Raw genomic sequence first — 22112 nt, 5'->3', positions numbered from 1 at the left:
TTTATTGGCTATCAGAAAGGATTAGTTGGATATCTTCGTCGGATAAATCTTCTAATTCAGCGAGCGATCGCGCTAAACTTTCATCATCGACTTGCTCGGTTAGTTTTTGGGTAACAATTACAGACAACTCCGCTACTGTCGGATTTGCAAAAACATCCTGTATGAGTAATTCCACATCCAAAGCATCCCGCATCCGCGATATCAATTGAGTCACTAACAGGGAATGTCCACCCAAGGTAAAAAAGTTATTATGTATTCCAACTTTTTCAACCCTCAGCACTTGCGACCAGATATCCGCTATTTGTTCTTCTAGTGAATTACGGGGCGCAACAAGGGATTGTTCTATATCTGCGTTGATTTTATCCGGTGCAGGTAGAGCTTTACGGTCTACTTTACCATTAGCGGTTAAAGGGAACGTCTGCAAGGGTACAAAAGCAGAAGGTATCATGTAATCTGGTAGCTTTTCTTGCAAAAAACTCCGTAAATCGTCTACCGATAAAGAAGAATCTGGTTGTATAACCAGATAAACTACTAAACGTTGATCGCCAGCAACATCTTCCCGCACCATTACTACTGCATCCTTCACCGTTGGGTGTAGGCAAAGTAAAGATTCAATTTCTCCTAACTCGATGCGGAAACCCCGCAGCTTTACTTGGTCATCCAAACGTCCTAAAAATTCTAAAGTCCCATCTACGCAAAAGCGCACTTGGTCGCCTGTTTTATAAAGACGCGCTTCTGGTTCATCGCTAAAGGGGTGAGGAATAAACTTCTGTGCAGTTAATTCCGGTTGGTTGAGATAGCCTCTCGCTAATCCCGCACCGCCAATATATAACTCACCCACTACACCTTTTGGTACTGGTTGTAAGTATTGGTCTAAAACATAAAGTTGGGTGTTAGCAATAGGATAACCGATAGGAATTGAACCTGAATAATTATGTGTTTGTGGTACTTGATGAATGCAGCAGCCAACCACCGTTTCTGTAGGGCCGTATTCATTTATTAGTACAGTATCAGGTGCGAATTGTTGCCAGAAATTAATGTGTTGTGTAGTGAGATTTTCACCACCAATAATAAAAGCATTTGTCTTACCTGCTGCTTCTTGAGGTGATAATTGTTGACTGAGTAATTCTAGATGAGCCGGTGTAATTTTTACGAGACTAAGATTAGTTCTGGCTTTGATAGTTTGAGCCAGAGTTTCTATACCCTGATGTTCTGGAAGCAGTTCTACTTGACTACCTACAAGTAAAGGCGAAAATAAGCTTGTAATAGTCAAGTCAAATCCCAAAGAAGAATGAACTAATGTGCCTGAACCTTGCTCAACTTTATAAGCCTGGGTACACCAATTGAGATAGTTAACTAATCCATAATGCTCAATTAAAGTTCCTTTGGGTTTACCAGTAGAACCAGATGTGTAAATGACATAGGCTAAATTATGAGCATTCGTTTTACTAACTGGGTTTGCTTGTGGTTGTTGGTTGATAGCGTCCCAATCAGTATCGAGGTAAATAGTTTTGATATTATCTGCTTTTAAATTTACTGCTAAACTTGCTTGAGTTAGCAATAATAGCATTTGTGTATCTGCCAATATATATTCTTGACGTTCTGCTGGGTAATTCGGATCAATAGGTACATAAGCTGCACCAGCTTTAAGAATACCTAAAACACCAATTACCATCAAAAGGGAACGCTCTACACAAATACCTACCAGATTTTCTGAACCAATCCCTAACTTTTGCAAGTAGTGTGCTAGTTGATTGGCATGGATATTTAATTCTTGATATGTAAGTTTTTGCTCTTCAAAAACAAGAGCAATATTATTTGGTGTTTGCTGACATTGTAATTCGAAGCAATGATGAATACACTGATATGGTAATTCGGGAGTTTTAGTATTATTGAAATCTACTAAAAGTTGCTTTCTTTCTGCTGGTGTTAAAATATTAAGCAGTGAGATATTAGCTTGGGGATTTTCAATTGCACTTTCTAACACACTAGCAAATTGATTAGCAAGATTTTTAATATCTGCTATGGCAAATAAGTTAGCATCATAGTGAAATTCTGCTTTTAAATCATCATCAACTGTTTGTATACCAGCAAGTTTAACTTTAAAGCGATCGCCACAAACGTAATGCTGATAAAGTATGAATGTTATTTCCCCAGCTTTGTGCTGTTTTGGTGCTTCTGTAAACTCGAAGCAGAAAGGAAAGAATGCTGTTTCTGCATTTTGCTGATTGGCTAAAGCGGTTTCCCAACTAAAGCTTTCTTGCCAATCAGACATTTCCGCAGTAATTTGATTAACTTTTGCTAATATATCACTGAAGCGATCGCCATCTTCCAAATGGCAAGCTAGAGGTAGATATTTAGCGAACAATCCTAAACTTGCTTTTAATTCTTCATAGTTACGCCCATCGAAAGCACTACCAATAATTAAGTCAGAATTTCCAGTTAGCCGCCACAGTAAAATTAGCCAGCAAGTTAATAGGAATGTCGAAGTAGAAGTTTGATGCTTTTGAGCAAGTTCGTTAATTTTACTAACTAATTGCTGATTTATTGATGTAGTAAAAACTTCTGGCTGAAATTTATCTAGTTGTACTTGTGGGTTTTCATTAATTAGTGTGTAACTTCCACACCTAGAAATTTCTATTTGTCGCCAATATCTTCTACCTGCATCAGTTTCTTCAGCTTCTAATAATTCATTTAGCCAAGCAGCAATATCAGCATATTGCAAGGGTTCATCTAAGATATCTTTATCTTGTAGACAGGCAGTATAGCAACTGCTAACCTCTGTCACTAAATTACTTAAAGATACTGCATCTGTACAAAGGACTGGGATATTAATAAATAAAATATTAGTATCTTTATTAAAGTGCAATAATTTTATTGATAATAAATACTCTACTTCCTTTTTACTGGATTGCTCTTCTTGAAGAAATAGCTCATCTATTAATTGAAGTAAACTATTATTCTTAATAATTTCTTGTTCTGAAAACAAAAAGTTACTAGCTTCTATGACTTGACTAGGAATTTTAATACCTTGTATCCGATAAAAATTAGTACGTAGAATTTCGTTTCTATCAACAACCTTTTGCAACGCTTCTTTTAATATATCGATTTGCAAATCGCCTGTGATTACAATTGCACAACAAGCACGATAAACAGAATTATCTTGTTGTAATAACCAAAGCCGCTTTTGTTGTGGTGAAAGTTGGAACCCTTGAACTTGAGCTAACATCTTACTTATTACCCTTAGTATCCGATTTCTTTATAACTTGTCATTTCACCCATAGCGACTAATAGCTTTCTCTCACCCACAAATGGGTTTCTAGCGTGGGCGGCTAAAATATTATCTATGAGTAATACGTCTCCTTGTTGCCAAGGAAAGCTCACTTCTAATTGTTGGTAAACCTCACAAATTTCTTTCATGACAGAATCTTCGATAGGAGTACCATCACCGTAATAACAGTTTCTTGGCAAATCTTCTGACTTGAAAGATGTAAATAGAGATTCTCTTGTAATTGCATCTAAACAGGTTGGGTGCCAATGTTGTGCTTGATTAAACCAAGATAATTCCCCTGTTTGAGGATGTTTGATAACTGCTGGGCGGATAGAAAAAGTACGCAGATGATTTCCTAATTTCCACTCAAAATTAATTGCATTTTTTTGGCATTTTTTTTCAACTTCTGCTTCACTGTGAGTTTGAAATACTGTCTGCCAATCAAGCCCTAAGCCATCACCATAATTGCGAACATACATAACTTGTTTTTCAATAAAAATCTCGCGTATTTTAGGATCTATTAATTGAAAAACTTTACGGCTATCAACAATTGGGGTTTCTCCTCCCTGCTGTGCTGGCTGACGACAACCAAACATAATTTTCATCGGCCAACGATGATTAAAGGAATTTTCGTTATGCCATAATAGTTTTCTATCAGGTGGATAAAAAACCGGAGTGTAAACTTTGCCACTTACTGTTTCACGGGGATGTTCACCGTTTTCATTAAAAAGTTCATTACAAATAGCTAAACCAAACTTTTCAAATGTAGATGGTGAATCGATATTAAATCCACGAAATAGGATAGCACCATACTTGAGTAAGTTTTTGGCAAGAAAATTCCGATGGTAATCTAACCAATCTATCAAATCAATATTATTGATTGCGGGTTTAACTATTAGAGGTAAAGTACCACTATTACCTAAAGTTTCTGTTGTAATTAATTCTTCTGCTTGGAAGTTGACTGTTTTTCTTCGTAGATTGCTGATTTCTAATTTCTTCATATTCTATCTATGACTTATGATTAAGAGTTTTACGTTTGATGGTTTTAATTTTTTGTTGAATATCTTGTTTATGCTTAACTTTAGCAAGATTTCTTTGCTCTTCATCTACTGCTGCGATCGCATCTACTAATTCTTGTAATCTAATAGTTGAATTATTCACAACTTGAATTAAAACTATTTCCCAAAAACTCAGCATTTGAGTAATAGTTGCAGATGTAAATATATCTATATTGTATTCTAAATTAGCAATAATACCTTGCGGCGTTTCTGTTAACCTCAAAATTAAGTCAAGCTGAGTTGATTTTTTAGGTATTTCTATTGAACTGATTGTTAAATCAGGCAGCTTTAATGTTTGCGTTTGAGTATTATCAAAAACAAATTTTACTTGAAATAGTGGGGACAAATTTAGATTACGTTCTGGATTGAGAGCATTTACTAAAACATCAAAAGGTAAATCTTGATGCTCCCATGCGCCTAAGGTAACTTCTCTTATTCGTTGTAATAATTCTGAGAATGTTGGATTCCCATCAACAGAAGTACGTAGAACTAATTGGTTAACAAAAAATCCGATTAAACCTTCAGTTTCAGATATATTTCTATTGGCAACATCAGTACCAACTACAATATCTTCTTGACCGCCATAGTAATGTAGTACAGCTTTAAAAGCTGCTAATAGGGTCATAAAAAGAGTAGTGCCTTCTTGCAGATTAATACTTTTGATATTTTCAATTAATTTTGAATTGAGTGTTAAAGCTTTTTTTGATCCCCGATACATAGCAATATCAGACCGAGGATAATCTGTGGGTAATTTGAGAATTGGTAAGTTTTTTAATTGCTGCTTCCAATAACTTAATTGGTTTTTTAATACCTCTACCCTGAAGCATTGACGTTGCCAAATTGCAAAGTCTGCATATTGAATTGATAGCTCTGGAAGTGGAGAAGGTTTACCCAGACAGAATGCTTTATACAATCCTATTAATTCTTTAATTAAAACTCCTGTAGACCAACCATCAGAGATAATATGGTGCATAGTAAGCAGCAGTATATAATCTACTTTAGTTAAAGTTATAAGAGTAACTCTTACCAACGGCTCTTTATCTAAAGAAAAAGGCTTTACCGCTTCTTGTTGAGCTAATTCATTGGCTGTATACTCCCGTTCAACATCCGGTAATTCGCTGAGATCCACTATATTGATTTTTAAAGTTAAAAATGGAGCAATAACTTGAATTGGTTCTCCATCAACTACAGTAAAGTTGGTACGTAGAATTTCATGACGGCGAACAATTTCATTAAAACTTTGTTCTAAGGCTGAGATATTTAGTAAACCAACAATACGCACAGCAGCAAAGATGTTGAAAGCAGTACTATTAGGTTGCAATTGGTCTAGATACCACAATCTTTGTTGAGAAAATGAGAGAGGTATTTTCTCTAATCTAGAAGCACGTTCAATCGTTGGTAAGTTCAGGTGTAACTCTGCCTGTTTTACTTTTTCAATTTCTTTGGCTAATTCTGCCACTGTTGGTGATTCAAATACACAACGTAGAGGCAATTCAACTTTGAAGGCGTTACGAATTTGAGAAATAACACGAGTTACTAACAGAGAGTGAGCACCTAATTCAAAGAAGTTGTCATGAATCCCCAATTGTTTGATACCTAAAATTTCTGCCCAAATACCAGTGAGCAATTCTTGAATTGGGGTCAAAGTTAGATAAGTATTTTCTTCTGAATGCTGAATTATGTCAGGTGCAGGTAAGGCACGACGGTCAATTTTGTCATTGGGCGTCAGAGGAAATTTCTCTAACACAACAAAGGCACTTGGTATCATGTAATCTACTAATTTAGCTTTTAAGAAGTTACGCAGTTCCAAAACAGAAATATTTGTTGATTGAGGAACGATATAAGCCACAAGGCGTTTATCATCTCGTATGTCTTCTCTGACTATAACTATAGTTTCTCTGATTTCAGGATGTTGATGAATTGCTGCCTTAATTTCCCCAATTTCAATGCGGAAACCTCGAATTTTAACTTGATGGTCAATACGCCCCAGATACTCAATATCACCATTAGGTAAATAACGGGCTAAATCACCAGACTTATAAAGTTTGCCTTGCTTGCTCAAAGGATGAACAATAAACCGTTCTTGGGTGATATCAGGGCGATTGAGATAACCACGAGCTAAACCAGCACCACCAATATACATTTCACCAGGAACACCAATGGGTACTAATTGCTGATTTTTATCTAATAGATAAACTTGTAAATCAGGAATTGGTCTACCAATCACACTAGCTGTTGTGTGCAAATCAGCTTTAGTTAGCGGTCGATAGGTAACATGGACGGTGGTTTCTGTAATCCCGTACATATTCACCAATTGGGGTGATTCATCTCCATGACGAGCAAACCAAGGCTGCAAACTTTGGATGTCTAGAGCTTCACCACCAAAAATGACTAAGCGCAGGTTTAAATCCTTAAGTTCACCTGTTGATTGTTCTACTTGAATGAGTTGGCGAAAAGCTGAGGGCGTTTGATTTAAAACTGTTACTTGCTCTTTGGACAATAATTCATAAAATGCTTCAGGAGTTCTGCTGACCCAGTAAGGTACAACAACAAGTTTTCCACCATAGAGTAAAGCACCCCAAATTTCCCAAACTGAGAAATCAAAAGCATAAGAGTGGAACAGTGTCCAAACATCCTGTTGATGGAAGTTGTACCAAGGTTGCACCGCCGCAAACAAACGCACAACATCGCTATGGTCGATTAACACACCTTTGGGTTGACCTGTGGAACCGGAGGTGTAAATTACATACGCTAAGTTTTGTGATGTCGCATTACTGATGGGGTTAGCTGTGCTTTGGGTGAGGAGTAAATGTTCGTCAGAGTCTAGATATACAGTCTGAGCGTTGTGTGCGGGTAATGTTTCTAATAGATGTTTTTGGGTTAACAGCACTGCAACTTGGGCATCTGCCAACATATAACCTAACCGTTCTTTCGGATAGGCTGGATCTAAGGGGACGTATGCACCGCCTGCTTTAAGAATTGCCAAGATACCGATTACCATTTCGAGCGATCGCTCTACACAAATCCCTACTAATACCTCTGGTTTTACTCCCTGTTTTTGCAAGTAATGAGCGAGTTGATTGGCTCTAATGTTTAGTTCATGATAGGTTAATTGCTGATTCTCAAATACCACTGCTACAGCATCAGGGGTTTTTTCTACCTGTGCTTCAAATATTTGATGAATGCACTGGTCTTGAGGATAATCAATTTTAGTATTATTCCATTCTAGTAATAGTTTATGTTGCTCATTTGTTGTTAATAATGGTAATTCCGAAAGGTTTTGCTGGGGATTAGCAACAACTCCCTCTAACAATATCTGAAAATGACCCAGCATTCGGGTAATTCTGGCAGCATCAAATATATCTGTATTGTATTCTAAATCTCCTTGTACCCCTGCCTCAGTCTCAGAAAGTGACAGAGTTATATCAAATTTTGCAGTCTTTTTTTCTGCTGTTAATGGTTGTAGCGTTAATTCTGGCAACTGGATGAATTCTGGTGCTGCATTCTGAAGAACGAACATCACCTGAAACAAGGGACTATGGCTTAAATCCCGTCCTGGCTGTAGTTCTTCTACTAACCGTTCAAAGGGTAAGTCTTGATGAGCATAAGCCCCTAAAGTAACTTCACGTACCTGCTGCAACAGTTTTCTAAAGGAGGTATTATTGCTAAAATTTGTACGTAGTACTAAAGTATTTACAAAAAAGCCAATTAACCCTTCAATTTCTGCTCGATTTCGGTTAGCAATGGGAGTACCCACTATAATGTCTTCCTGCTGTGTGTAGCGATATAGCAACACTTTGAATGCTGCCAGCAAGGTCATAAATAAGGTAACTCCCTCCCGTTGTGATAGGGATTTGAGTTTCTCAGTCAGGGATTTGGATAATTGGAAAGGCTGTGTTGCACCGTTATGAGATTGAATTGCGGGTCGAGGGCGATCGCTTGGTAATTCTAAAATAGGTAAATTACCGCCCAATTGCTGTTTCCAGTAATTGAGTTGGGTTTTTATCACCTCGCCTTGCAGCCATTTTCTTTGCCAAATAGCGAAGTCTGCATATTGAATTGGTAGTTCGGGAAGTGGGGAAAACTGACCTTGAGAAAAGGCTGTGTAAAGTGCTGTGATTTCTTTAATGAATATCCCTGTAGACCAACCATCAGAAACTATATGGTGCATGGTCAACAAGATTACATGGTCTGTTTCTGATAGTTGGATTAACGTGGTTCTAATTAAGCAATCTTGTACTATATCAAAGGGTTTTTGTGCTTCTAATACAGCTAGATTTTGCACTTCTTGTTGTTTTTTATCTTCTGGAAGCGCCTGCAAATCTATAACTGTAAAAGTAAAGTTTTCTCCGTTATGAATTACTTGTATTGCTTCTCCATCTACTACATTAAATTTAGTTCTTAATATTTCGTGCCTTCTGATAATTTCATTGATGCTTTTGGACAATGCAGCTACATTCAATTTACCTATGAGTCTGATTGCTACAGGTATGTTATAAGCATTACTATTTGGTTCTATTTGGCTAAAAAACCAAAGTCGCTGCTGGGCAAAAGACAAAGGTATATTTCCCTGACGAGGGACAGGTTGAATAGATTTTGAGATGGATTGTAAAGCTTGATTTGCTTGGCTGATAAAAGTTAAAATTTCCGTTTTGCGTGCTGCTAATTCCCCTTTAATATCTGGTGTGAGGGCTTCTTTAGGCGCACTACAACGCAGGCGGTCATTTTCAACCCATAATTTTATATCCAGGCTGCAAAGGTAAGACAAAAATTCCTCAATCGTTTTCATAGTTCTATTTCCTCTCTGTCGTCCACCATTTGCATAGGCACAGCCTGCAACTTTTGTACTGTCAAAATTTCCTCTATTCGCTCCACTAGATTTATCACTATCGGATTTTCAAACAAGCTACGTAAAGGTAAATCGATTTTGAACGCCTCACGCAATCGAGAAATAACTTGTGTAGCCAAAAGTGAATGTCCTCCCAACTCAAAGAAGCTGTCGTAAATACCTATTTGTTCTTGTCCTAAAACCTCAGCCCAAATATCAGCTATTATCTGTTCTGTCGGTGTACGGGGCGGGACAAAGCTTGCTGACATTTTAGTTGTTGTATCTGGTGTAGGTAAAGCTTTACGGTCTACTTTACCATTGGAGGTTAAAGGCAGTTTATCTAAGATAACAAACGCCGTTGGTAGCATATAACTAGGAAGTTTTTCTTCTAAAAAGCTGCGAAGTTTAAAAGTATTAATGTCTTGCTGTGATTTGCTAACTAAATAAGCTACCAAGCGTTGATCACCTGGTTTATCCTCCCGCGCTATCACTACATTTGCTTGTACGTCGGGATATTTATTTAATACTGATTCAATCTCACCCAATTCGATGCGGAAGCCGCGAATTTTCACCTGATGGTCAATGCGTCCCAGGTATTCAATGTCACCATTAGGTAAATAACGGGCTAAATCACCAGACTTATAAAGTTTGCCTTGCTTGCTCAAAGGATGAACAATAAACCGTTCTTGGGTGATATCAGGGCGATTGAGATAACCACGAGCTAAACCAGCACCACCAATATACATTTCACCAGGAACACCAATGGGTACTAATTGCTGATTTTTATCTAATAGATAAACTTGTAAATCAGGAATTGGTCTACCAATCACACTAGCTGTTGTGTGCAAATCAGCTTTAGTTAGCGGTCGATAGGTAACATGGACGGTGGTTTCTGTAATCCCGTACATATTCACCAATTGGGGTGATTCATCTCCATGACGAGCAAACCAAGGCTGCAAACTTTGGATGTCTAGAGCTTCACCACCAAAGATGATTAAACGCAGGTTTAAAAAAGGAAGTTCACTAACTGATTGTTCTACTTGAATAAGTTGGCGAAAAGCTGAGGGCGTTTGATTTAAAACTGTTACTTGCTCTTTGGACAATAATTCATAAAATGCTTCAGGAGTTCTGCTCATCCAGTAAGGTACAACAACAAGTTTTCCACCATAGAGTAAAGCACCCCAAATTTCCCAAACTGAGAAATCAAAAGCATAAGAGTGGAACAGTGTCCAAACATCCTGTTGATGGAAGTTGTACCAAGGTTGCACCACCGTAAACAAACGGACAACATTACTATGGTCGATTAATACACCTTTGGGTTGACCTGTAGAACCGGAGGTGTAAATTACATACGCTAAGTTATCTGGTGTGGATTGACTAATGGGGTTAGCGGTGCTTTGGGTAATGAATAAGTTCTCGTCTTGGTCTAGACAGATAGTTTGGGTGTTGTGTGCAGGTAATATTTCTAATAGATGTTTTTGGGTTAATAGTACCGAAATTTGGGCATCTGCCAACGTGTAGCCTAAGCGTTCTTGTGGATAGGCTGGGTCTAGGGGGATGTATGCACCGCCTGCTTTGAGTATTGCTATGATGCTAATGACCATGTAGAGCGATCGCTCTACACAAATCCCCACTAATACCTCTTTTTTTACTCCCTGTTTTTGCAAGTAATGAGCGAGTTGATTGGCTCTTTGATTAAGTTCTTTATAGGTTAAATATTCATTTTCAAATACTACTGCTATAGCATCAGGGTTTTTCTCTACCTGTGCTTCAAATATTTGATGCAAACATAATTCCGGTTGTAAACTAATTTCACCCTGACTCCACTCTAATAACTGCTGTGTTTCAGTAGCGGTTAATAAAGGCAACTCCCAAAGATGCTGCTGAGGATTAGTAACAATTCCTGTTAGCAAAACTTCAAAGTTTGCAGCTAAACGTGAAATTGTTATTTCATCAAATAAATCTATATTGTATTCAAAATTAACAATTAATCCCTGCTCTACATCTTCTATAACTAAACTTAGGTCAAACTTAGCTGTTGTGCCTTTATTTTCTAGAGGTTCTACCATTAATCCAGGCAATTCTAATTGTCTCATTGGTGCATTTTGCAGCACAAACATTACCTGGAAAAGAGGATTATGGCTTAAATTGCGTTCTGGTTGGATTTCTTCTACCAACTTTTCAAATGGCAAATCTTGATGAGCATAAGCCTCTAGTGCAACTTCTCGCACTTGTTTGAGCAAATCACGAAAAGTAGGATTACCAGATAGGTTACTTCGTAATACCAAAGTATTAACAAAGAAGCCAATTAAATTTTCAATTTCTGCTCTGTTTCTGTTAGCAATAGGCGAACCAATTAAAATATCGCTTTGATTTGTGTAGCGATATAGTAAGGTTTTAAACGCTGCTAACAGTGTCATAAATAAAGTGGCACTTTCTTGTTTTGAAAGATTTTTTAATTCGTCACTTAAGCTTTTTGGCAGGACAAATGATAGGGTGTTTCCAGCGTAGGTTTGGACTATGGGACGAGGACGGTCAGTAGGTAGTTGCAATATTGGTAATTCACCAGATAGTTGCTGCTGCCAATAAGCAAGTTGATTCTTTAATGCTTCTCCTTCTAACCATTGTCTTTGCCAAACAGCAAAGTCTGCATATTGTATAGATAATTGTGGCAAAGAAGAAGGCCTACCATAACTCAAATCTGTATATAGTGTAGCTACTTCTCGAATTAATATCTCTGTTGACCAACCATCAGAAACAATATGATGCAACGTGAGTAAAATTATATGATCTTCTGCATCTAATTGCAGCAGTTGCACTCGTAATAATGGTGCTTGAGTGAGGTCAAATCCTGTTTGTGCTTCTTCTTTAGTTAGGCGAGATAGTTCTGCTACTCGCTGTTCTTGGGGAATATTTTGTAAATCTACTACTGGTAATGGCAAGTTTATTGAGGTAGAAATTACCTGGATTGGTTTCCCATCAGATATTACAAAACTGGTTCGCAAAATTTCATGTCGTCTAATAATTTCGTTAAGACTAGCTGAAAGTGCATTGATATTTAGTTTTCCCTGTAACCGCACTGCTCTAGGCAAATTATATGATGGACTACCCGGTTCAAATTGGTCAAAAAACCACAGTCTTTGTTGAGCAAAAGATAGGGGGAAATTTTGATTTTTAGGAACGGGGGTAATGGTTGTGATTTCCTGTTGTTGACCCCGTATTGCAATTTCGATCTGCGCCGCTAGTGCTGCTAAATTTGCAGTTTCAAAAAGTTGTAGTAAAGGAATTTCTACGCTAAAGGTAGTGCGGATGCGGGAAACTACTTGAGTAGCAAGTAGGGAGTGTCCACCCAAGTCAAAGAAATTATCATCAATACTTACCTGTGGTATACCCAACAATTGCGCCCAAATACCTGCTAATACTTCTTCTACAGGGGTACGAGGAGCAATAAAGGTTGTTTCTCTACTGACTATTTCTTCTGGTACAGGTAAAGCATTACGGTCTAATTTACCGTTAGCGGTGAGAGGTAATGCTTTGAGAATGACAAAGGATGTGGGTATCATGTACTCCGGCAACTTTGCTTTTAGGAAGTTGCGGAAGTCATGATCTGATACTGAATGAGATGTAGGGACTATGTAGCTGACAAGGCGCTTTTCTCCTGATATGTCTTCCCTCGCAATCACTACACTTTCCCTAACTGCTGGGTGTTGACTCAAGGCTATGGAGATTTCGCCTAGTTCAATGCGGTAGCCTCTAATTTTCACCTGATTGTCGAGACGACCAAGAAATTCTAGATTACCATCAGACAGATAGCGGACGCGATCGCCTGTTTTGTAAAATTGCTGTTCACTATTACTGAAGGGATTATGAATAAATCTTTCCGCTGTTAACTCAGGTTGGTTTAAATATCCCCGCGCTAGGGAGTTACCGCCAATATACAGTTCTCCTGCTACCCCTAAAGGAACTGGTTGCAGATTTGCATCTAATACGTAAATCTGGGTGTTCGCAATTGGTTTACCGATGGGAACCGTTGCAGTTTCCGGAATTTTTTCTCCTACTGAGTAAGTCAATACACCAACAGTTGTTTCTGTGGGGCCATAGTGATTGAGAATTCGACACTGAGGCGCATTCTTTTGTATTTTCTCAATCAAATTCCAATCAGCTGCCTCACCGCCGAGAATGAGTAACTGATGAGGTAAGATTTCCCAACACTCAGAACTTAACAAAGCTGCTAAATGAGAGGGAACTATTTTCACGCAGTCGATAGGATGGCGGCGGAAATAAGTAGCTAACCCAGCCGGATCTGATGCGCGTTCCCAAGATAAGATATGCAGACATCCACCACTGCACAGACAAGGGAAAATGACGGTGTTTCCTAAATCTGCGGCGAAGGTGGAAACGCTTGCATAACTTGCATTAGCCGGAAGTTGCAGTTTCGGCAATATCCCGTACAAGTAATTAAGCAGCTGTTGATACTCAACTGCAACGCCTTTAGGTTTACCAGTAGAACCGGAAGTATAGATTATATAAACTAGATTTTCCGGCTTAATATTCTGATTAATGAGGTTTTCGGTACTTTCTTGAGAAATAATTGCCCAATCAGTATTTAAGTTTACCTCTGTGATATTGATAAAGCTTTCACTATTTCTTTGTTCCCTAATTAAAACCGATGCTTGAGCATCTTGTAAGCGAAACTGTAAGGCCTCTTGGGGAAGGTTGGAATCGAGTGGGAGGTAGGCACCGCCAGCTTTGAGAACAGCCAATAAGGATATTATAAATTTTGGCGATCGCTCTACACAAATTCCCACTACTACTTCTGGTTTTACTCCCAACTTTTGTAGGTAGTGAGCTAATTGATTAGCTTCGCGGTTTAATTCAGCATAGGTTAATTCTCCATTGTCAAACACTACTGCTACAGCATCAGGCGCTTTTTCTACCTGTTCTTCAAATAACTGATGAATACATTTATCGTGCTGGTAATCAGTCTTTGTTTGGTTAAACTCAACTAACAGTTGTTGACGTTCGCTGGGGCTGAGTATTCCTAATTTACTAATAGGTACGTGTGGATTGTTGATAAAATTTATTAATAATACTTGAAAAATTTTTGCTAGTTGTTGAATTGTTTGTTTAGAAAAATAATTAATATCATAGTAAAACTTTGCAACTAAACTATCATTACTTTGTAAACAAGTGAGTTTTACTTTAAAAGGTTCAATAAAGCTGTAGATTTCCTGTAAAGCGAATGTTACTTCGGTATTATCAAATTTAGTTTCAGAAATATTTTCAAATTCAAAGCCGATAGGAAAAGCTATTAATTTATCCTGCTCCACAGCTTCAGGAACAAAATAATCTTGCCATTCAGCAGCATTTTCTAATGTTTGCCCTACTGCTGCTAATACTTCTATAAAGTTTAAGTTAGATGTAAATTTAGTTTTAATTGGTAGCCAAGTTGCTAACAAACCAAGTACATTATGTAACTCTTCATATTCACGGCGATCGCTTGCTGTACCTATAACAATTTCTGACTCTCCTGTTAGTCGATAAATTAGTATATGCCAACAGGCTAGTAAGATGACATCAGTTGTTTTATCATACTTTTGGGCAAAATAATGAATTTTATCAGATAATTCTTGGCTAATAACTAATTGATCACTATCAGTTACAAATTGCTGATTATTTACTTGGCGTTCATTAGGTAATTTTAATACTGCTAAAGAGCTAGTTTTTTGCTGCTGCCAATATTCTTGAGCTTCCTCTGCATCTTCATCTTCAAGTAATTGATTCTGCCATTCAGATAATTGTACATATTGTACATATTCCTCGCTTAATGTCTTACCTTGACAGCAGTGAGAGTAAGCTTGACTAATTTGATTAGCTAAATTTTTGATTGTTCTAGTATCAGCACATAATGCGGGTAGAGAAATAATTAAAATATGCTGAGTATCTGACAGCTTGATTACATATAAACTTAGTGGAGAAACTTGAGAGATATTTTGATATTCCTGTCGCGCTTTCCAGAGTAATTCTTGAGTTTTCGTAGAAATATCTTCCGGCAATAAACCACTTAAATCTAGATATTCCGAATTAAATGAACTCTTATCTGCGACTACCATTACTGGAGTTTTAATTCCAGGTAGGCAATAAAAACTGGTTCTCAGGATGTCATGACGATTGACAACATCCTCAATAGCCTTTTGCAGAATCTCTGGTTGGAGATTGCCTTCAATCAAAATACTCGCTTGCGAGCAGAAAGCAGAACTATTTTGTTGTAAATTCCACAGTTTTTTTTGTTGAGGTGCGAGCCGAAAGCCGCTAATAGTTTCAGTTTGCATATTGATTTAAGATTGTTTAACGCAGAGGCGAGCGAAGTAAACACAGAGGATTAATTTTTAGGAGTATTAATATCTTTACTATTAGTCATTTCTCCCATTGCAACAACAATTTTACGCTGTCCAACAAAGGGGTTTCTGCCGTGAGCAGCCAGCATATTATCTAGCATGATTATGTCACCTTTTTGCCAGGGGAAACTAATGTGCGATCGCTGATATACTGCATCAATTTCGGCAATTTCGTCTTCTGTAATTGGTGTACCATCACCAAAGTAAACATTACGGGGTAACTTTGACTCACCAAATATTGATAGCAGCGATTCTCTAACGTCTGTATCTAGATATGAGATATGGTGTAATTGAATTTGGTTAAAAAATACAGGTTCGTCAGTTTTAGGATGTACTGCTAAAGCTGGGCGATTTTGTCGAGTCACTAAACCATTCTGATCATACCATACAAACTCAATTCCGGCTTGACGACAATAATTTTCCACTTCATTTTTATCTGTGGTTTGAAAGAAGTTTTGCCAACTAACATCTAAACCTTCAGCGAAATTTCTGACGTACATTAGTTGTTTTGTAGCTAGTTTTTCTCGCAATTGCGGACTGAGCAATTGATAAGCTTTGCGACAATCTACAATTGGGGTTTCTCCACCTTCAGTTGCAGGCTGAACACAGTAAAACCAAATCTTTAAGGGAAAACAATGTAAATGGGAGCTTTCATTGTGTAAAAGTATAGCTTTATCTGCTGGGTAAGGAGTAGAACCATAAACTTTGCCACCTTCTCCAGTGCGGGGTAAGTCCCCATATTCAGCAAATAATTTTGGACAAATTGTTTGAGCAAAATTTTCAAACTCTGAAACTGATTTTACATTAAAACCTCTAAATAAAATAGCTCCATGTTTGAATAATTCTGTTTCCAGATAATCTCGATTATTTGCAGTCAAAGATATTAAATCAACTTCTGCAATATTAGGCTGAATCACAAGCGGAAATTTTTGCCCTTCTTGCAGATAATCTATTTTAATTAATTGCTCTACTGACACACTCACTGCTTTAGGAGCAATGCTCATAAATTTTTGTCTTTTAGTGGATTTACGTTCTTGTTGTTGCATAGTTTTTTGTGATTTCTCTGCTTCCGTAAGCATTTCTAATGTATTGATGCGGCTCTGCGGTTGAGTCACAATGCTATTGATTAATGTTTGCCAGTGGTTGGTAAATTGAGTAATAGTATCTGGGGCAAATAAATCGGCGTTATATTGCCATTTGCCTTCTATACCTTGCTCAGTATCTGTCAAAAACAAAGCTAAATCAAATCTAGCATTTCTGCCTTCTAATTCCATTAAATTTAAGGTAATTTCTGGTAATTCTAAGGCTGATGTAGGTGTATTTTGCAGGACAAATAACACCTGAAATAATGGAACTGTATTACTTAAATTTCGCTCAGGTTGTAATTCTCTAACTAACTCGTCAAAAGGTAAATCTTGATGAGCATAAGCTGCTAATGTTTGTGTGCGAACACGTTGCAATAACTCTAGGAAGGTGGGATTTCCGCTTAAGTCCGTGCGTAAGACTAATAAGTTAACGAAGAATCCAATTAATTGTTCAATTTCTGCTTGGTTGCGGTTAGCAACATCTGTACCAACAACAATATCATCTTGGTTGCTGTAGCGTTGCAGTAAGATTTTAAAACTCGCCAGCAGCGTCATAAATAAGGTTACACCTGCTTGCTGAGAAAGCGATGTCTTCGACGGTAAACTACGCACTTCTTGCACAACCGAGGCAGGTATCACAAAACTATGACTAGCACCCCGGTTAGTTTTCACTTCAGCACGGGGACGGGTTGTGGGTAGTTGCAAAACAGATAAGTTTGCTAATTGCTGCTTCCAGTAACTGAGTAAAGTTTCTCGTCTTTGTCCTTGCAAGTGTTGACGTTGCCAAACTGCAAAGTCTACATATTGAATAGGTAATGTTGGTAAAGGAGAAGGTTCACCAACAGCAAAGGCGGCGTAAAGTGCTGCTATCTCCCTAATTAATACACCCTGTGACCAACCATCAAAAACGATATGGTGGATAGTGAATAGTAATATGTGTTCTTGTTCGCCTAGCTGTAAAAGCGTGCATCTGAGTAATGGTGCTTGGGTAAAATCAAAGGCAAGTTGGAATTCTTTAATACTCAAATGCTCAATTTCTGTTTCTTGTTGAACTTTCGGCAATTCCCGCAAGTCAACTACAGGTATTTTTAGCTGCACATCGGGGGTAATTATCTGTAATGGTTGCCCATCAACTAAACTAAAGGTAGTACGTAAAACTTCATGACGGCGAATAATTTCGTTAATACTTTGCTCTAACGCCTCTACATTTAACTCACCCACAAGGCGAACTAATGCGGGCATATTGTAGATATCGCTACCAGGATTTAGCTGTTCTAGTAACCATAATCTAGCTTGGGCAAAAGATAAAGGTAAATTGCGATGGCTACGCCCGCCGCAGGCATCGCGCGGAACGGGCTTAATTGCAGAAACACCCTGATGACTGGTTTGTTGAATATTTTTAGCTAGTTCTGCAATAGTAGGGAATTCAAATAAACGTTGAAGTGATATATCCACCCCAAAAGTTTTGCGAATACGCGAAATAACTTGAGTTGCTAATAACGAATGTCCGCCTAGCTCAAAGAAGTTGTCGTGAATACTAACTTGAGAAACGCCTAAAACTTGAGTCCAAATTTCCACTAAGACTTCTTCGACTGGATGACGAGGCGCAACAAAAGTGCTTGCTAATTCCAAGCTATTATTTTCTGGTGCGGGTAAGGCGCGGCGGTTTACCTTCTTGTTAGGAGTTAAAGGTAGAGAAATTAAGAAGACAAAAGCACTGGGTATCATGTATTCAGGTAGCTTTTGCCGTAAATACTGACGCAGTTCGTCAATAGTGACATTTTTAGTAACTAAATAAGCAACTAAACGCTGATTTACTGGTACATCTTCCCGTACCATTACTACACATTGATGTACTGCGGAATGCTGTTCTAACAGGGTTTCAATTTCACCTAACTCAATGCGGAAACCTCGGAGTTTAACTTGATAGTCAATGCGTCCTAAATATTCAATGTCACCAGTAGGTAGATAGCGAGCTAAATCACCTGTTTTGTAGAGTAATGTTTCTAGCTTAAATGGGTTATGAATGAATTTTTCTTTAGTTAATTCCGGTTGATTAAAATAACCCCGCGCTAAACCTGCGCCGCCAATATAAAGTTCTCCAGGAAAACCTACGGGTACTGGTTGTAAATATTTGTCTAAAATGTAAATTTGAGTATTAGCTATCGGACGACCAATAGGAACTATAGCTTCACGCTCATCTACTTGATGAATGGTAGACCAAATGGTTGTTTCTGTAGGGCCGTATAAGTTCCAGATACTAGCCGCCCTTTGACGTAACTGTGAAGCTAAGTTTTGGGGTAATGCTTCACCACCACAGAGTATTTTAAGTTGTCCATTTCCTTCCCAGCCTGCATCTAATAACATTCGCCAAGTGGCTGGGGTGGCTTGCATAAAAGTTGCAGCAGAATTATTTAATTGTTGTAATAACTGAATGCCATCTGTTGCAACTTCCCGACTGGCTAAAATTAATTTAGCTCCTGTTATTAAGGGAAGAAAGATTTCTAAAACTGCAATATCAAAAGACAGGGTAGTTACTGATAGCAGGTTGTCTGTATTTGTTAACGGCAACTTCTGCTGCATTGCAATGAGGAAATTTACTACACTGCGATGAGTAATTTGTACACCTTTGGGTTTGCCTGTAGAACCAGAAGTATAAATTATATAGCTTAGGTTACTTGCATCAGTATTTATATCAACTGGGTTTTGCTGATATGCAGTGATGTTTTCCCAGTTGCTATCTAAACAAATAGCTTTGGCGTGGTGAAGTGGAAGAGTTGTTAATAAGTGTTGCTGGGTTAATAAGACGGAGATTTGGGAATCTTCCAGCATGAACGCCAAGCGCTCTTGAGGTAATGTAGGGTCTAGTGGTATGTATGCACCGCCTGCTTTGAGAGTCGCTAAAAGAGCGATGATCATTTCTAAGCTTCGCTCTACACAAATCCCTACTAATACCTCTTTTTCTACTCCGAGTTTTTGCAGATAGTGGGCGAGTTGATTTGCTTTGGCGTTTAGTTCCCGATAGGTCAATTGCTGATTCTCAAATACCACAGCAACAGCATCAGGGGTTTTCTCGACTTGTGCCTCAACTAGCTGATGAATACATAGGTCTTGCGGATAATCAACTTGTGTATTATTCCACTCTTCTAATAACTGATAACGCTCGGTAGCTGTTAGTAATGGTAATTCGCCAATACACTGTTCAGGATTTGCCACCATACCTAATAGTAAAGTTTGCAAATGCCCCAACATCCGAGCAATTTTATCATTGTTAAAGCGAGTGCGATCGCAGGAAACTTTTAGTGATAATTCTGAATCGACTTGTACTGAAATAGTAAGCGGATAGTGAGGGTGAATAAAACTATCAATATTAGATATTTTAAGGTTATCTATTGGTTGTTGTAACGAAGAGTTTAGTGGATAATTATGAAAATTAAATATACTTTCAAATAAAGGTTGCCCAGTTGCAATTTTACTCCACTTTTGAATCTCTATTAATGGAGTGTATTCGTATTGACGCACTTCATTTTGTTGTCTTTGTAATTGCTTGAGCCACGGTATGAGAAATTCTTTTGGATTAATGCTTACTCTTACTGGTAAAGTGTTAATAAACACTCCGACCATTGATTCTACACCCGCTAAATTGGTAGGACGACCAGAAACAACTCCCCCAAAAACAATATCGTTCTCACCACTATAGCGACTTAAAAGAATCGCCCATGCTCCCTGCAATATTGTATTGAGCGTTAGTTGTTGTTGCCGAGCTAAAGACTGCAACGAGGTTGTTTCTGTAGTTGATAAGCGCAATATCTGCGTATTATAGTTTTTATTTTCACTAATCTGGTTGCTAAGATTCTGCTCTACCCCTACAGAAGTGACTGTAGTAAAACCTTTGAGATATTTTTTCCAAAAAATTTCTGCACTTGATAAATTTTGCTTTTGTAGCCAAGCAATATAGTCTCGATAAGGGCGAGGTTTTTGTAACTGTATATCTTCACCTTGGTTTAATGCTTGATAGCAAGTAAATAGTTCTTGAAGTAGTAAGGAAGAAGACCAGCCATCTAAGAGTAAGTGATGATGAGTCCAAATAAATTTGTAGTGTTTTTCAGTTAATTGGAGTAGCTTTAATCGCATCAGTGGGGCTTGAGAAATTTCAAAACCTTTTTCTCTTTCTGCTACTAAACAAGTCTCAATGTGTTCTTGCTGTTCAATCAATTCTAATTTAGATAAGTCTTGTTGCTGCCAAGGTAGTTTTACTTGTTTATGCACTACTTGCACAGCTTCTTTAATTCCTTCCCAAATAAAGGAGGTTCGCAATATTGAATGCTTTTCAACTAACTTTTGCCATGCTTGTTGAAATAAAGCAATATTTAAATCCCCTTGGATATCACAACTTAACTGCTCAACATATACTCCTGATTTGGGTGCATAAAGTGTGTGAAAGAGTATGCCCTGCTGCATTGGTGATAGTGGATAGAATTCATCAATATTTTTCATAATTTTTACACAGTTTCACCTTTTATTGATGCTTTTAACAGAGTTGCTGAATATATTTTTACAGGTTTGTTGGATCATCGATAGCAGGAAATTTTAACCCCAAATCTGCTAATGAATCTATACCTATTTCTTTTAAAAATTCAGGTCTTAAAGTGTTGTTTTCAACTACATTACCTGGTGCTGTGTTATCTCCTTTATAGATAAAAACTTGATTGCGGTAAAAATGTATTCCGACAATATGCTTATCAAAATAGTTAGGAGTGTACCCTGGATGAATAAATTCTTGGTGGCTCAAGCAATCAACTAGTCTTTTGAAGAAATTCATCATAGTCTTTTGGTCATACAAATCCAGACTGCCACCATATTCTGCCCAATGAGGAGCAACATCATCCTTGCAGAACTTTGACCAATTATCGTAACTTGGTATATAAGATGTATGCGTATCCTCTACTACATAGATTCCGCCATTATTCAATTCTGGAAACAAAATTTTAAATGTTTTAATTACATGGTCATTACGATGACTACCATCATCAATAATAATATCAAATTTACCAGTTTCAGCTACAACTTTATTGAGAAAGATTTCATCCTCTTGGCTACCTTGAAAAATTTTAATGCGGTCTTCCTCCAAAACCTTTTTATCTACAATATCCATCCCATAAATCATACTGTTGGGAAAATACTGCTTCCATATTTTCAAGGAATCACCACCAGAATAAGGGTCTTCATAACCTCCTACACCAATTTCTAAAATTTTTAAATTTTTATTTCTCAGTGGTGCAAAATGCTCTTGGTAATGCTGACCAAATAAATGAGGGTTCCATTTACTACTATAAAGGGGTAATAATTTTTGTAAGTCATTCCGGTAGAGGAATGACATAATTTGATGCTGCAATTTTTGGAAAAAAGGAGTTGAATTTTTGGCTAATAACATCGTGATTGGCTCTATCAATATTATGGTTTACACGTTCC

The 22112-nt window shown here is 37.7% G+C and carries 6 protein-coding genes; all 6 read right to left on the bottom strand.

Going from position 1 to position 22112, the window contains the following annotated elements; all coding sequences use genetic code 11:
- Position 1 precedes the first annotated feature (1 nt).
- From H6G97_RS09750 to H6G97_RS09725, 6 genes are read right to left on the bottom strand one after another with little or no spacing between them, the layout of a single operon-like run.
- On the bottom strand, positions 2 to 3229 hold the full coding sequence (locus H6G97_RS09750) for a non-ribosomal peptide synthetase (RefSeq protein ID WP_190940417.1): 3228 nt from the start codon (positions 3227 to 3229) through the stop codon (positions 2 to 4).
- 14 nt (positions 3230 to 3243) lie between these two features.
- A complete protein-coding gene (locus tag H6G97_RS09745; protein WP_190940416.1) occupies positions 3244 to 4272 on the bottom strand; it encodes a TauD/TfdA family dioxygenase in 1029 nt (342 codons plus the stop codon).
- Between the two features lie 7 nt (positions 4273 to 4279).
- Positions 4280 to 9118, bottom strand: a complete 4839-nt coding sequence (locus tag H6G97_RS09740; protein WP_190940415.1) for a non-ribosomal peptide synthetase — start codon at positions 9116 to 9118, stop codon at positions 4280 to 4282.
- Positions 9115 to 15489 carry a non-ribosomal peptide synthetase gene (locus tag H6G97_RS09735; RefSeq protein WP_190940414.1) on the bottom strand — a complete coding sequence of 2125 codons (6375 nt, stop codon included), beginning with the start codon at positions 15487 to 15489 and terminating at the stop codon, positions 9115 to 9117. Before H6G97_RS09735 ends, H6G97_RS09740 begins: the two co-directional genes overlap by 4 nt.
- A gap of 50 nt (positions 15490 to 15539) precedes the next feature.
- A complete protein-coding gene (locus H6G97_RS09730) occupies positions 15540 to 21137 on the bottom strand; it encodes a non-ribosomal peptide synthetase (RefSeq protein ID WP_190940413.1) in 5598 nt (1865 codons plus the stop codon).
- 58 nt (positions 21138 to 21195) lie between these two features.
- Entirely contained in the window at positions 21196 to 22074 is an 879-nt protein-coding gene (locus tag H6G97_RS09725) for a class I SAM-dependent methyltransferase (protein ID WP_190940412.1), read from the bottom strand.
- Positions 22075 to 22112: the final 38 nt, after the last annotated feature.

Source organism: Nostoc flagelliforme FACHB-838, from assembly GCF_014698065.1.
In the GTDB taxonomy this organism is placed as follows: Bacteria; Cyanobacteriota; Cyanobacteriia; order Cyanobacteriales; family Nostocaceae; genus Nostoc; species Nostoc flagelliforme_B.
This window is presented reverse-complemented; position numbering and strand designations above follow the sequence as displayed.